13 protein-coding genes are annotated in these 14,947 nt (G+C 48.6%); 2 read left to right on the top strand and 11 right to left on the bottom strand.

The features are described 5' to 3' along the window. Nucleotides 1–2: 2 nt before the first annotated feature. The 4 genes from EP073_RS08635 to EP073_RS08650 form a co-directional block, all read right to left on the bottom strand. Nucleotides 3–1,202 carry an MFS transporter gene (locus EP073_RS08635; RefSeq protein ID WP_128466750.1) on the bottom strand — a complete coding sequence of 400 codons (1,200 nt, stop codon included), beginning with the start codon at nucleotides 1,200–1,202 and terminating at the stop codon, nucleotides 3–5. 117 nt (nucleotides 1,203–1,319) lie between these two features. Then, nucleotides 1,320–2,549, bottom strand: coding sequence for an OprD family outer membrane porin (locus tag EP073_RS08640; RefSeq protein ID WP_128466751.1), 1,230 nt, complete (start codon nucleotides 2,547–2,549; stop codon nucleotides 1,320–1,322). Between the two features lie 66 nt (nucleotides 2,550–2,615). Next, entirely contained in the window at nucleotides 2,616–4,145 is a 1,530-nt protein-coding gene (locus EP073_RS08645) for an FAD-dependent oxidoreductase (RefSeq protein WP_128466752.1), read from the bottom strand. A 67-nt stretch (nucleotides 4,146–4,212) separates the two neighbouring features. Continuing rightward, on the bottom strand, nucleotides 4,213–4,563 hold the full coding sequence (locus EP073_RS08650; RefSeq protein ID WP_128466753.1) for a cytochrome c3 family protein: 351 nt from the start codon (nucleotides 4,561–4,563) through the stop codon (nucleotides 4,213–4,215). Between the two features lie 349 nt (nucleotides 4,564–4,912). Between EP073_RS08650 and EP073_RS08655 the strand changes: the two genes are divergently transcribed. Both EP073_RS08655 and EP073_RS08660 read left to right on the top strand, forming a co-directional pair. Next, nucleotides 4,913–5,650, top strand: a complete 738-nt coding sequence (locus EP073_RS08655) for a FadR/GntR family transcriptional regulator (protein ID WP_128466754.1) — start codon at nucleotides 4,913–4,915, stop codon at nucleotides 5,648–5,650. 96 nt (nucleotides 5,651–5,746) lie between these two features. Further along, on the top strand, nucleotides 5,747–7,963 hold the full coding sequence (locus tag EP073_RS08660; RefSeq protein WP_128466755.1) for an alkaline phosphatase D family protein: 2,217 nt from the start codon (nucleotides 5,747–5,749) through the stop codon (nucleotides 7,961–7,963). A gap of 22 nt (nucleotides 7,964–7,985) precedes the next feature. Here the strand turns inward: EP073_RS08660 and EP073_RS08665 are convergent, their stop codons facing one another. From EP073_RS08665 to gabT, 7 genes are all read right to left on the bottom strand, one after another. Beyond that, a complete protein-coding gene (locus tag EP073_RS08665; RefSeq protein ID WP_128466756.1) occupies nucleotides 7,986–8,348 on the bottom strand; it encodes a molybdenum cofactor biosynthesis protein MoaE in 363 nt (120 codons plus the stop codon). A gap of 93 nt (nucleotides 8,349–8,441) precedes the next feature. Then, nucleotides 8,442–9,155, bottom strand: a complete 714-nt coding sequence (locus EP073_RS08670) for an ABC transporter ATP-binding protein (protein WP_128466757.1) — start codon at nucleotides 9,153–9,155, stop codon at nucleotides 8,442–8,444. Beyond that, nucleotides 9,136–9,867 (bottom strand): ABC transporter ATP-binding protein, encoded by a 732-nt coding sequence (locus EP073_RS08675; RefSeq protein WP_128466758.1) that lies wholly within the window; start codon nucleotides 9,865–9,867, stop codon nucleotides 9,136–9,138. Before EP073_RS08675 ends, EP073_RS08670 begins: the two co-directional genes overlap by 20 nt. A 10-nt stretch (nucleotides 9,868–9,877) precedes the next feature. Then, entirely contained in the window at nucleotides 9,878–10,915 is a 1,038-nt protein-coding gene (locus EP073_RS08680) for a branched-chain amino acid ABC transporter permease (protein WP_128466759.1), read from the bottom strand. An 11-nt stretch (nucleotides 10,916–10,926) separates the two neighbouring features. Beyond that, complete coding sequence (locus tag EP073_RS08685) at nucleotides 10,927–11,811, bottom strand: branched-chain amino acid ABC transporter permease (protein WP_128466760.1); 885 nt, start codon at nucleotides 11,809–11,811, stop codon at nucleotides 10,927–10,929. A 70-nt stretch (nucleotides 11,812–11,881) separates the two neighbouring features. Continuing rightward, complete coding sequence (locus tag EP073_RS08690; RefSeq protein ID WP_128466761.1) at nucleotides 11,882–13,114, bottom strand: ABC transporter substrate-binding protein; 1,233 nt, start codon at nucleotides 13,112–13,114, stop codon at nucleotides 11,882–11,884. A gap of 156 nt (nucleotides 13,115–13,270) precedes the next feature. Continuing rightward, a complete protein-coding gene (gene gabT / locus EP073_RS08695) occupies nucleotides 13,271–14,614 on the bottom strand; it encodes a 4-aminobutyrate--2-oxoglutarate transaminase (protein WP_128466762.1) in 1,344 nt (447 codons plus the stop codon). Nucleotides 14,615–14,947: the final 333 nt, after the last annotated feature.

Consider the following 14,947-nt stretch of genomic DNA (forward strand, 5'->3'; position numbering starts at 1 on the left):
CCTCAGTTTTCCGTTGAGGCATAACCTCCTTCACATATACCGAAGGCTTCTCTTTCGCTGCTTTTTTCAGCAAGGAAGAGAAACATAAATGTTCCGGCTATTCCCGCCAGACCGGAGACAATAAAAACAGCTTTCAAGCCGAAAATTCCGTAAATGAGCGAACCCGCAAGGGGACCTGCGGCGAAGCCCATGTTCATGAAAAGATTAAAAACGCCGACAGCTTTACCCATACCGAGCCTTTCCCCCTCCTCAAGCAGAGCCGCGGTGCAGGCAGGCTGCGATAATGCTCCGAAAAGCCCTGTTCCGGCACACACAGCTATGATTTCGGGAAAATCCGCAGCATGAGGAATAAGCATATACATAACGGAAACAGCCATGCCGCCGGATACGATTATATTTCTTTTTGAGAAAACCTTCCCGAGCATGCTCATAGGACGCAGGCTGAATGTCATGAAAACTGTTGAAACACAAAGAATAACGCCAGAGCGAAAGCTGCCCAGCTTCATCCCCTGTTCAATAAACAGAGGCAGGAACACTGCGCAGGAGGCTATTCCGCATGCCCTGAAAAAGATGAAAGACAAAAGCCCGCAGTATCGTCTCCCGGGAATGAAAGACTTATCCACGGAATCCACCGCCGTTTTCCGACGGTCCAGCTTTCCTACGCCGGAGATAAGCACAAAGAAAAGCGATATTATGCACAGCGCAAAAAGCAGGATAAATACTCCCTCAAACCCCGCAAAGCTTCTCACAGCTCCGCCTATCAGCGGTCCCGCGCCGAGAGCTCCGTAAAATGACATATCAAAAGTTCCGCTGACTGAGGCAAAGCTTGTCCGGCGTGAGCTGTTTCCGATAACAGCAAGAACCGATGCACGGAAAGCCGCACACGCAGCGCCTTGGAATATGCGGAGGATAATGACCGAAACCAGACTCTCAGCAAACAGATAGCCCGCAGAAACACAGCAGAAGCACAGCACGGAAACAACAAGGGTGCGTCCCGCTCCCGTATTTTCCGCTGCATTCCCCGCAGGAACGCTGAAAAAAATCTTGGCAAGCGAGTAGAAAGCCAGAGGAACGCCGAGAAGCGCCCCTCTGGCTCCCAGTTCAAATACATACAGGGAAAAAAAGGAGTCAACCACCCCGTAACCGAGGGTTATGCAGAAATTTATAATAAAAAGCGCAGTAAACAGCTTTCTGTTTTCCATATCAATATCCGTTAAGGAGGAGCCGGACACACCCGTGGAAGCGTGTCCGGCTGTTACGTGTATACCCGCTGTGTGTGTGATGCTGCGGAAACAGACGGGCAGGAGGTCAAAAGACTTTTATTTTTTGCCGCCCAAGGCGAAGTTGTATCTGAGGTAGACTCTGAAATCGTTATAGTCTTCACCGCCGTCCACATCGATCATAGCGTATCTCAGACGCAGGCTGAGCCCGTCAAATGCGCCGCCGAAATTATACTGTGCGCTTAAGTCTGTCTCACTCATATCCGCTGAAGCGCCGCTGCCTGATTCGGGGGTATCATATACAGTGTGAAAAGCATAAGCGCTGAGTCCCTTGACGCCAATTTTGGAAAAATCATAGCCGACTTTAAGGGCGTAAGCATCCTCTTCGGCTCTGCCTGCGGCGAGAACCTGCTGTATTATTACCTTGCCGTCACCCCACGGAACAAACAGATCATCGTCTCCTGTTTTCGCATAGAAGCCCGTCACATCAAAACCGTATGCGGCAAAACCTGTGTTGAAACCGAACTGATCTGTATCAAACTCTCCGCCCAGATCATCACCTTTGGATTTCTGGAAAAGTGCTGAAGGATTGAAATACAGATTATAGTCTCCGAGCTTTTTAGAGGCTGAAAGCTGAACATAGTTCGAGCCGAAAACATCCTCCATGTCATAATGCCAGCCCTGAACAGTAATTTTTGCGGCTTCAACGGGAAGAGTGTATTTTGCGCCGCCGACTATCAGCGCCTTGTCGTCATCAGCTCCGACATTTACGGACTTCACTATGTCCATCGCCTCATCATCAGTCCAGCCCATGTAGCCTGTTATATAATAGGCTGACAGTTCAAGGTTTTTAATGCTGCTGTTTACGATGGAGAGCCCTTCGTATGACTTAGGCATCATACGTATGTCGTGAGTGTTCATGAAAGGGGTATTGATCTCCTGAGCGCCGTATTTTACTCTGGTATTAAACCATTCACCCTGAATATAATACTCCTGAAGACGGGTGTAGCTCTCATGCTTCCCGTCCGAGTCTCTCTGAAGCAGTCCGTATACAGCTTTATCGTCATCACTGTATATGTCGCTGGACGAAGCGAAAGCAAATCCGGCGCTTATACCGTAAAGAGGCGCTGTTTTGTAATAAAACAGAGTGCCCACAGCCATATCCGCCCTGTCGGGTGTGTTTTCATCAAAATCCCTTGCGAAATAGAAGTTTCTTATCTCGCCTTTCAGTGTGCCGTTTCCAAAGGCATCTTTCAACGTGTCTGCGGCGAACGCGGAAGCCGAGATAAGAAAGATTGCCAAAGCAGTAAATAAAACAGAAAGTCTCATTTTGTTCCTCCAATAAAAATTAAATCCCGCCGCCTTTAAAACAGACGACGGGGAAAGCCGTGAATGTTATTTGGAGATGAATTTAACAGCGTTCTCGCCTGCTATACGTCCGGAGTTAATGGCAAAACCGAATGTACCGCCCCCGAGCTTGAGATCGTAGCTGTCGCCGTACATGCCGCCAGCGTCAAGACCGCCGGCATAAAGTCCGGAGATAACTGCCCCTTTTGTATTAAGAACCTCTGTTTTTTCGTTTATTTTAATACCGCCTAGTGTGCCGAGTGCTCTGGGATGGAGCTTTGTCACATAGAAAGGAGCTTTCGTAACGGGTCTGAGATAATCTGCTTTTTTGTGGAAGAGATCATCCTTGTGCATTTCTGCCGCTTTATTATTGCGCTCAACAGTGGCTTTAAGAACCTTGGGATCCGCGCCTATTTTTGCCGCAACCTCTTCAATAGTGCTGCATTTGAAAACATTACCGTTGTTTTTTGCCAGCTCTTTTGTGAAGTCCTGTTCAAGCTTGTCGAGTTTTGTCCCGAAGATTACCCATTCGCCGAGAGGCATCTGGATGCCGTCGTTAATGAACATCTGTTTTGTTGTTTCGTCATAGATTGAGTAAGCTGTTCCGCCTATTCTCTCAAGGGCGTTGCCGGACTGGGGCCATTCTGTGATGTTGGATTCATCAGTGTATCTGTGACCTTGAGGATCAACAAACAGATAAGGCTGAACAGCGGCTGCTATAAGATGAGACGCAGGATGAAAGCCGGCAAGCCCGGGGCGGTATGACTGCATAACTTCCGCGCCTTCTTTATCCGCGCCTGCTGCCCACGCCATCTGTATACCGTCACCAGTTTTACCGATCTGACCGATGAAAATCATGTCGGGGTATCTGGAGAACTGTTTCATCATCTCTTTATTATTGGCAAAGCCGCCCGTGCCGATTACAACTGCCTTGGAATTGATGATGACTTTTTCGCCGTCTCTGTCCTCCGCGACTACACCTGCTATTTTACCGTCTTTGACTATGAGGGATTTGCCGGGGGTCTGAAGAAGAAGCTGACCGCCGTTATCTTTGAGAGCCTTGGTAAGAGCCTGAACGACAGCCGCTCCGTGATGGTAGTGTTTACCGTCTTCACCGAGATAATCACCCACAACGTGCCATGTGAGAGGACCGCCGAAACCGCCCACACCAATGTATTCGTACTGGATTCCGAACTGTTTGAGCCATTCTACCGTCTCTGCGGATTTGTTTACGAATGCGCTCACAAGAGGAGCGTTTGCTCTCCAGTGGCTGTAGTCCATGATTGTTTTAAATGCAAACTCTTTTGATACATCAATACCCTGCCTCATCTGAAGCGAGCTCTCAGCAGCGAAAAGACCTTCGGCGAAGTTGCTTGTTCCGCCGGGGATAGCCTGTTTCTCGATCACTATGACTTTAGCTCCGAGAAGAGATGCCTGAACACCGGCGGAGAGACCTGTAGCCCCAGCGCCTATGATGGCGATGTCCGTGTTGTAAACTTTTTCCGCATACGCGGGCAAAGACATTACTGCCGCGATTAACAGCGCAAGCAGAAACCTAATGGAAAATAAACGTTTCATCAGTCAACCTCTCTTTATATATTTGGCGCTGCTTATGAGCACCTAAGGTTACCAAAAATAAAATTACTTATTTCACCTTCATGTCAAAGTTATGGCATTCCTTGTTGCAGAAAAGCTCTGAAGGCTTGTGAATACCGTGACATTCCTTACAGGCAAGCTCACCCATATGGTTTTCATGCGGATTTGCTTCTTCCACATTCTTTGTCAGCTCAGCAAGGGATTTGTAATCGCCGTGGCAGGAAAAGCATGAGGATGTTTTTGCGGCGGAATCAGGAGTGTCTGTTCCGTGACAGTCAGCGCACTGAACATCATTTTCTTTGTGTGATCCTCTGAGCTCACCCGAAGCAAACACTGAACCAGCAATGAGGACAGCAAACAAAACAGACAAAATAATACTGATAAATCCGGTGGTTTTCATATACTGCTCCTTAAATAAAAGAATTAAATTTAAACAACATACCTTAGCATTTGTAATACGTCATATGTCATACATTTGATGATTAAACATATAACCATACATCCCGCTATGTCAATAAAATTTTAAAAGCAGTCAGAAAGCGCAGCTCGAAATCAGTCAAATAGATGTTGTTTACCAATAAATAAGAAAAATAGATTCATTAAGAATCTCAATATTTCGACATTTACAAAACTATACAGAAAACAGTTAATAATATCTTGACTTTAGCACCCTTAAATATGGTATTATTAAACATTAGACCATTTGTTATTCAGTTTTATGATTACCTATAAACACACGGAGAACACAATTGAAAGCATTCCAGCCGGTCAGGCAGGTAAAAGCTTCTGATGAAGTTTTTAATCAACTGAAAGATTCCATTATCACAGGCATGTACAAAACCGGAGACAAACTCCCTTCCGAACGTGAATTAATCGAAATGTTCAAGGTCAGCAGAACCGTTGTGAGAGAGGCGATGAAAGTTCTCGCCGCCACAGGTTTTGTGGAAATACGCTATGGCGCCACAGGCGGTGCCTTTGTAAACGACCTTACATTTGACAGACTGAGCGATGCGTGGGGGGATCTGTTTTCATCAGGCAAGCTTTCCATCCCTGAGCTCTGTCAGGCGAGAATACTTATAGAACCGCACGTGGCAAGGCTTGCAGCGGAAAACAGAAATAATGAATACATTGAAAAACTGGAAAAAGCTCTCTCGAACGAAGGACTTCACGATACATACCCCGACACGGTACACGAAAGACAGAGAGTACATTATGTTTTGGCTGAAATGTGCCGTAACAGGTTTCTTGAGTCAATAGTCAAATCACTTGTTATCCTCATAAGAAACATCACGGAAGAGTTTCAGCCGCCCACTGATGAGGTTCACCCTCTCGGCATGCACGATGCTCTTGTGAAAGCCGTTATCGCCGGAGACGGTGACGCAGCGGAAAAAGAGATGCGCGCGCACCTCATAGAATTCAATGACCGTATGGCGGCGGCAGAGGAAAAATACAGAAAATCCCAGAAGAAGATCTGGACCGTAGGCTGACATTTTTTTCATATAATAATCTTAATTCCCTGAACATTTGCTGACAACTAAGTTGCATTATCCGCTAAGGGCAATATTTCTTTAGAGGAGCGGATAATGCTTAACAGAAGAGATTTTCTGAAAATAACCACAGTCGCGGCGACCGCGGCGTCACTTGGCATGCTCGGAGGGTGCGGGAGCAGCTCCGACGGAGACAACACGGAAGTTTCTGCGGAACATTTCCCTCAGTCTGTAGTTTCCGGAGACCCTAAAGCGGACAGTGTAATACTGTGGACACGTCTGTCAGGAGAAACTCTCGGAGGCGGAGCTCACAAAATCACTCTCATCGTTGCGTCAGACAAAGAGCTCAAAAACACTGTCGCATCATACGATCTCACAGTGACAGAAGAGCATGACTACTGCACGAAGGTGAAAGTAACAGGACTTCAGTCCGGCAGCTTCTATTATTACAGATTCCACTACGACAAAAACGGCAAGCGCTACACTACACGCACAGCGAGAACCAAAACCGCTCCGGCGGCAGATGCGGATGTTCCGGTTAAGTTTACTTTCCTAAGCTGTCAGGACTATATAGGCAGATACTACAACTCCCTTTCCTACCACCTTCAGCATGTAACAGACATTGACTTCGTGGTTCACCTCGGCGACTACATATACGAGACCACCGGAGACCCTTCCTTTCAGAATATTACCGACGCAAGAAAAATAACTTTCACCGATACAGACGGCTCCGTCGCTCTGGGAACAGACCAGCCCTATTACGGCGCGGCAGCAGTCTCAAACTACAGGGAAATATACAAAACCTACAGAACAGACCCCATACTTCAGAAATTCCACGAACTTTACCCCATAATAGCCATATGGGATGACCACGAATTTTCCGACGACTGCTGGGGAGCAACGGCAACATACTTCAACGAAGAAAAAGACGAATTTGACACTGTAAGAAGAATGAACGCCGAGCAGGCATTCTATGAGTTTCTCCCCGTGGATAACACATCCTCAGACGGAGCCTTTCAGACTCCCGATTCACAGCTTTACGGACAGATGAACAATGCTGGGATCTACAGAGACTTCCGTTTCGGGCAGCATCTTCACCTAATACTTGCGGATTACAGAACGTTCCGCCCCGATCACCTTATCCCCGAGGGAGCATTCCCCGGAAAGGTTGTTCTGGATAAAACGGCTATAACCGCTCTCTTTGAGGCGCAGTATCCCGGACAGGGAGCGGCTGTTTATGAGCTCCAGAAGGCTGCCTTCGGTCCCTATGTGGATATGACCTCAGCACCTTGGGACGCGTACTCAGCGGCTCTGGTTCCCACACTCGCTTATGCTTACATGCAGACAGGTCTCAGCCAGACGGACGCAGGCATAAAAGCGGCGGCGGATTTAAGCGGGCTTGTGAGCGCATATGTCTTCAACGCGCTGGTCACAGGCTACAACTCCTCCGTTCCCTCCGGCAGCCAGCTTCCCCTCATAGACGACAACACATATGACAACGTTCTGGAGAGAGGCATAGCCTACATGCACATAGGCAAACAGGGCTACTTCAGCGACATAGGCTCCAGATACGGCGTGGTGAAAGCCACATATGACATGCTGGCGGGTTATAACGCCATGGCGGACACTCTGGCGGCGAGGACACCGGAAAACGTGTTCGGCGACACTCAGCTTGCGTGGCTTACAAACAAAATAAGCACCAGCACCGCGACAAATATCTGCTTCGGCAGCTCTGTATCCACAACGTCCCTTATATGGGATATGACAGCGCTTGATATTCCCGCCGATTACAAACAGAGATTTTACGCCAACGTTGACCATTGGGACGGCTTCCCCAACCGCAAGAACATGCTTCTTGAGCAGCTGGGCGCAAGCGGCAAAAGAGCTTTTGTGATCTCCGGTGACATACACGCCTCCTTCGTGACAGACCATCCCACCTCAGGAGCGAATGTTGCGGATTTCACGGGAACCTCTGTATCATCATCAACTTTCATAAACATGGTAGAGCATGCTGTGGAGGCTGTTCTGGCAGCAGGAGCGTTCACGGAGGATCAGAAAACCGCTGTGAGAGCTAAGCTTATCACTGACCTTGATGATTCGCTTCTTGAGGCTTTCAGTCCGATGATATTCGCTGATACGGCAAGGAACGGGTTTGTTACTGTCACTGTGACGGAAGACAATGTCTCAGCGGATTACTACCTCACAGAAAGAGAAGATGTTTTTGAAAGCTTCTATAAAAAAATGAATGAGCTCGTAATTACTCATAAAAAATTCGTGTTCGACGGAACTCAGGTAACAGAAGAGCAGTCCTGAAAAAAAGGGGGCAAAAGCCCCCTTACCCTTTATATTCCTTTTTAGTCACCGCTTCCGCCTTTATTCTGTCCAGAAGAAGGGCGAGAGCGGGCTTGACATTCTCTCTTATATCACCTGCGACAATGAGAAAAAGCACATCGTCCCCGGGCTCCATCACACCGGAGCGGGCTTCAACCACGACCCTGTATATTCCTTCCGATGCTTCCACTTCACGTCGTATCTGTTCTATCTTATCCTGATCGCTGTGAACCTCCATCTTCTGAACGGAGGCGTGATCACCCCTTGACCAGCCGCGCACTGTGCCGTTATGTATCAGAATCATGCCTACATTGGCAGCAAATTCTTTATCCTTCTTGAGCTCCGCTATAGTTGCCGAAATATCCATTACAAGTCTCCTTTAAGTTAACCTATGAAATAATAGATACTATAACGTAAAGCTCAGGTAAACAAAAGGGCGGAAAAAACCGCCCCAAGAAATTTAAACTCCGAGGTAAGCCGCCTTAACATGCGGATCGGTGAGGAGCATCTGGCTTTCTCCTTCCAGAACCACCTGCCCCTGCTCCATGACATACGCTCTGTCGCTTATGGCAAGAGAATTCACAAGATCCTGTTCCACAAGAACTATTGTTGTTTCATAATCTATTGCTATGCGTTTGACAGCCGCGAAAATATCCTTTTTGAGCACGGGCGCAAGCCCGAGGGAAGGTTCATCCAGCATCATCAGCTTGGGCTGCGCCATTATGCCTCTGCCTATGGCGACCATCTGCTGTTCGCCGCCGGAAAGAGTGCAGGCAAGCTGCTTCTGTCTTTCAGCCAGACGGGGGAACAAGGCATAGACCTCTTCAAGGTTGCGCTTGAAATTAGCCTTGGCGTTCCTGTTATAAGCGCCCATCTCAAGGTTCTCATACACTGTCATTAATGAGAAAAGCCTTCTCCCCTCCGGCACATGCACAAGGCCTCTTGTCACGATTTCATCAGCGGGAACACGGCTTACATTTTCTCCTCTGAAGCTCACAGAGCCGGACATGGGTTTGATAAGCCCTGATATGGCTTTAAGCAGGCTGGACTTGCCGGCTCCGTTGCCGCCCACTATGCTCACAATCTCGCCCTCATTGATGTGGAGGGAAACATCGAAAAGGACCTGTATCTCGCCGTAACCCGCGTTCAGTTTATCAATGCTGAGTAGCGACATATTCATCCCCCAGATAAGCCTTAATCACTTCCGGATCGGCAACTACCTCATGCGGGTCGCCTTCCGCTATCTTTTTGCCGAAGTTTATCACATACACCCTGTCGGAAAGGTTCATGATAGCCTGCATTATGTGCTCCACAATAACAATGGAAACCCCGACAGAGTTGATTTTCCTGATAATAGGCAGCATCTCCGAAACCTCGGAGGGGCGCAAGCCAGCCATAACCTCATCCAGAAGGAGAAGCTTTGGTTCCGTTGCCAGAGCACGGGCAAGTTCAAGTCTTTTGCGCTCCGGCAGTGTGAGGTTTTTCGCCTGAATATCCCTTTTATCGTAGAGATCAAGCATTCTGAGAACTTCCAGAGATTTTGCCTCCGCCTCGTCCATTCTGTTGGTGTTTGCGAATGCCCCCACTACTGTGTTATAGAGAACAGTCTTAGTTACAAAAGGCTTAACCACCTGAAACGTTCTGGTGATGCCCAGCTTGCAGATGTCATACGGTTTCCTGCCCGCTATCTCTTTCCCCAAGAACTTTATGCTGCCGGAGGTGGGCGGCAGGGCGCCCGCTATACAGTTGAAAAGCGTTGTTTTCCCTGCGCCGTTGGGGCCTATTATCCCGACTATCTGCCCTTCCTGAACTTCCAAATCCACATTATTTACAGCGGTAAGACCACTGAACTGCTTAACCGCCTTATTAACCTCAAGTAAAACCATATTCCGCTCCTTAATCCGTGACCGCTTCGCCGCTTTTTACGGCCGGTTTTGACGAGAACCTGTCCTTAAGCATGCCTATCCATCTGGAAACAGGCTCAACAAGCCCTCGGGGCTGATAACGCATCACAATAATAAGTACCAGACCGAAGATGATAAGATGAAGCCCGGGCAGAGAATCGGAGAGATATATCCTCGTCAGCTCATTAACCGGACGGAGCAGAAGAGCGCCGAGCACCGGACCCAGTATGGTTCCTCTGCCGCCTATGAGGGCTATGAACGCTATCTCGTATGACAATTCAAGCCCCAGAACAGACTTGGGATAAAAATAAAGCATAAGCTGAGCATAAAAAGTACCGCCGAGAGCCGTAAGGAAGCAGCTTATGATCATGGCGATGAGCTTATAGCGTGAAACCTTGATACCCAGAGCCTCAGCCGCGTCCTTTTCCTCGCCGCCCGCCGCAAGATAGTAGCCTATTTTGGAGTTCATCATAATGTAAGTAAGCAGAAGAACCAGAAGCAGCATAACGAGTATTATGTAGTAGTAGGGAACCTTGCTCATGAACTGGAAATGAGCAAACGAGCTTTCGGTAAGATTGATCAGGAGCCCTTTGGGTCCTCTGATCTCAAGCGGACCGATCTTCTCCACGTTTTCGACAAAAACCCTTAATCCCTCACCGAAGGCAATGGTGGCAAGGGCAAAATAAGCGCCTCTGAGCTTAAGTGTCGGCAGACCTATGAGTATCCCCATGAGCGCCGCGACTATGCCTCCGGCGAACATCCCAATCCACGGACTGAGACCGTAGGTAAGATAAAGAGTGGTCGACGTATAAGCCCCTATCCCCACAAAGGCGGAATGCCCCAGCGGGAGAACGCCCGCAAACCCTCCAACAAAGTTCCAGCAGGAGGTGAGGTAAGCATAGAATATTATGAGTATAAGAATCTGCATAACCGAAGGACTGCTCACAAACATAGGAACAGCGAACAGCAGAGCGATTATTCCAATGGCTATGCCAATGTTGGATGGCTTTTGATTAAGAAGAAATTTCATACCGCCCTCCCCTAATAATCCTGTTTCAGACCGAAAAGCCCTGACGGCTTAACGAACAGAACAAACAGGAAAAATACGTAAATAAGCATCTCTGTCCATGTGGCAGCCATAAACTGAGCGCCGACTGTTTCGATGAGTCCGATGATTATGCCGCCGAGAATGGCTCCCGGAACGCTTCCCAAACCGCCGAGAACGACAATTACAAATGCCTTTATGTCGAACGGAACGCCCACTGTGGGATAAACATAATAAAACGGAACCAGAACGCAGGCCGCTACGCCGCAGCAGGCACAGCCTAGTCCAAAAACGATATTGTATATTCTGGTCTGCTTGATTCCCATGAGCGTTGCCGCCTCACGGTCAAGGCTTGTGGCACGTACTGCCTTGCCCATGCGGGAATGCCTGAGAAACCAGTAAAGATAAATGCCGAGAAGAAGAGTCACCCCTGCGCCTATTATCTTTGACCAGAGGAAATACATATCGAATATCTCAAGCATCTGACCGGAGACAACGGTCTTAGCCACCCTGAACTCAGCGCCGAAGAGAAGCAGCGCGAGGTTGTCCAGAACATACCATATCCCTGTTGTAACGATGATCACCGTTATGGGCTCGCGGATGTCTTTTTCCGCCTCAAATATGGGCTTTATTACAAACTTCTGAAGATAAAAACCGAAGAAGTAAAGAAACGGCACAACCACAAACAGCGCCAGATAGGGGTTCACCCCTGTAAGGGTCACAAACCAGTAAGCGGCGAACATTCCCACCATAAGGATGGAGCCGTGGGCGAAGTTTATAACCTTCATCACGCCGAAAATAAGTGTAAGCCCGACGGCGGTGAGCCCGTAAATAGACCCCATCAGAATGCCGTTTATCACAGACTCGACATAACCAATCATGTGTCAGCTCCTTAAAAAAAAGGCGCAGAGGAGAACCTGAGCCCTCCTCCTTTCCTTTTTGAGACTTTAATTATTTGTTAGGCTGAGGGAATACAGGGGTATAGCCTGCTCTTCTCACGTTTTTGGGCCATACCGTGATACGTTCCATATCCTTGCCTTTCTGGCGGATCTGAACTATTACGAGGCTGGCGTTTTTGTTCTGACCGCTCTGGTCAAACTGGATGCAGTCATAGGCAAGAAGACCCACAGTGCCGCCGCAGAGGTTGGTTTCGATAAGCGCCTTGCGTACAGCTTCGGGCTTTGTGGAGCCTGCTCTTTCAAGCACGTCCTTGATGAGATACATTGACGCATAAGCATCAACAGACTCTCCGGCGAGGCTGTAGCCGTATTTTTTAGTGAATTTCTCGTTGGTTTCCTTAAGTCCGGGGCGGTTAAGATCCGCTTCCCACTCTACAAGGTCGAATATGTATTCAGCGTTTTTGCCTGCCGCTTTGAGGAAGGAAGGGTCAGCGTGTCCGCCGCCGCTGGTGATTATGGCTTTTACGTTAACTTTCATTTCAGCCATTGTGTTTGTAAGGAGGATTGCGTCCGCTGCGTTAGAAGTCATGAAGACAACGTCAGCCTTGGAGCGTTTAAGCTTGATAACAACAGGCGTGAGGTCACTTGCCGTACTGGGATAAGGCTCATCAAGAACAACTTTGTAGCCTCTTTCTTTTGCCATTTCACGCCATTTTTCAGCGAAGCCCACTCCCCAGTCGCCGTTTTCATAAACAAAGGCAACGTTTTTAACATCGACGCCGAATTCCTTTTTCATGTCATCAAGGAATTTGAACTGATCCCTTGTCCACCATGAATCCTTGGCAGCTATACGGAAAACGTTTTTAAAGCCTCTTTCTGTGATAGTGTCACGCACTGAAACAGGAACTATGAAGGGCATGCCGTAGCGTTCGGCGGTCTGAGTAACGGGGTAGGTTACTGCGGAGTTCCATGCGCCAGTGAGCACGTGTACTTTTTCTGAATTGATAAGACGCTCAGCCTCAGTAACCCCTGTGGTCGGGTCGCTTTTACTGTCTGAGAAAACAAGCTGGAGCTTCGCCCCGCCTAGTGACTTGATGCCGCCTGCTGCGTTGATCTCTTCAACAGCCATTTCACGGGCGTTTTTGCCCTGAATGCCCACAGAGGCAGAAGGACCTGAGAGAGGGATAATGTTGCCGATTTTGATTGTTTCTGCGGCTTCCGCCTGCCCGAAAGAGCAGAGTGCGGTAAGCAGCGCAAGAAAAGGCAGTACTTTGAAAAACTTCATATCTTTCTCCTGTATCAGTGTTTATGCGGGATACCCCGCCGTGGTTAACATTTTAATAACTGAAATCCGCACATCCTGTCGGATTGCCACACACGCTTACGCCGCAGTAAATGCGGCTTCGCTCCGCACGGCGCAGTTCCATCCATGGAACTGTTCCTATTTCAACGTTTTGCGCACAGCAGATTCAAATATATCCATAGCCTGTTTAAGCTGTTCATCGGTGAGTACGAGGGGAGGGAGAAACCTCACCACGTTGCCGAAGATCCCCGCGCCTATCACAAGCAGACCCTGCTTAAAGCATTCGGCGTTGATGGAGGATACAGCGTCCTTGTAAGGTTCCTTGGTCGCCGGATCTTTCACAAACTCGATGCCTATCATGGCGCCCAGACCGCGCACATCGCCCATCTGTGGAAATTCTTTTTGCAGCGCTCTCGCTCTGTCCATGATGTAAGCGCCTATTTTCAGTGATTTTTCGCTGAGGTTCTGCTCCTCCATCATCCTGATGGAAGCAAGGGCAGCCTCGCACGCAACAGGGTTTCCGCCGTATGTGCCGCCTATTCCGCCTGCGCCCACCGAGTCCATAATCTCTTTTTTGCCGACCACTGCGGAAATAGGCATTCCGGAGCCAAGAGACTTTGCCATTGTCACGAGATCAGGTTCTACGCCGAAATGCTCCACGGCAAACATTCTGCCTGTGCGGCAGAAGCCTGACTGAACCTCGTCCGCAATGAGAACTATGCCGTATTCGTCGCATATTTCTCTCAGACCCTGCCAGTATCCCTTGGGAGGCACATTGAAGCCGCCCTCGCCCTGCACCGGTTCAAGGATAACCGCCGCTATATTCATGGGATTGACTTCGGAAACAAAGAAACGTCTGAAATAGTCAAGGTAAGCTCTGCACGCCTCCTCCTCGGAGGTGTTTATCTGCCCCCTGTAAACATTGGGGAACGGAACCTTGTAAACCTCGGGAGCGAAAGGACCGAAGCCGTCTTTGTACGGCTTGACCTTGCTTGTGAGTGTCATCGTGAGGAGTGTTCTTCCGTGGAAGCCTGATTCAAAGGCAACCACGCCTGTGCGCTTGGTATATGTCTTTGCTATTTTGATTGCGTTTTCCACAGCTTCAGCGCCGCTGTTTACAAACATCGCCTTCTTGGACGATTTACCCGGAGCTATCTGCGTGAGCTTCTCCGCAAGACGCACGTAAGGTTCGTACATGCTGACCATGAAGCAGGAGTGCAGGAGTTTGTCCGCCTGATCCTTTATTGCTTTTACAACCTCATCAGGGCAGTGTCCGCAGGAGGTAACGCCTATGCCTGCGTAGAAGTCAAGATATGTATTGCCGTCCGTGTCCTCTATGACTGCGCCCTTAGCCTGCTTCACAACCAAAGGGAAGGTGCATGATATTCCTGCTGCCACGTATGCGGCTTTGTCATCGATTATCTTTTTGGTGCGCTCGCTCTGGTGTGTGCTTATATTTGCCAATTCCTTTCCGTTTAACATCTGAAACAGCCTCCGGATTCAAAAATGTTTTAAAGTTATGAGCAACGGTTGTGCCACAGATCTTTTTTATCTGACAAATAAGCGAAAACAGCCTGAATAAGGACTATGCGTATATACGGGTTAACTTTGGTTTACATGAGCGTCAACCAGAGGCTACAGGGTCAACCATGGTTTACTCCAAAATAAAAAGCCCGCAGCACGGTAGAAACTGCGGGCAGGGGAAACTTAACTGCAGTCATTAAACTCGTTAGAGACTGCTTCGTCGCTTATGCTCCTCGCAGTGACGTAAACTGCTGTCATTGCGAACCCTGAAAGAGTGAAGCAATCTCTGTC

The organism is Geovibrio thiophilus (assembly GCF_004087915.1).
Taxonomy (GTDB): Bacteria; Chrysiogenota; Deferribacteres; order Deferribacterales; family Geovibrionaceae; genus Geovibrio; species Geovibrio thiophilus.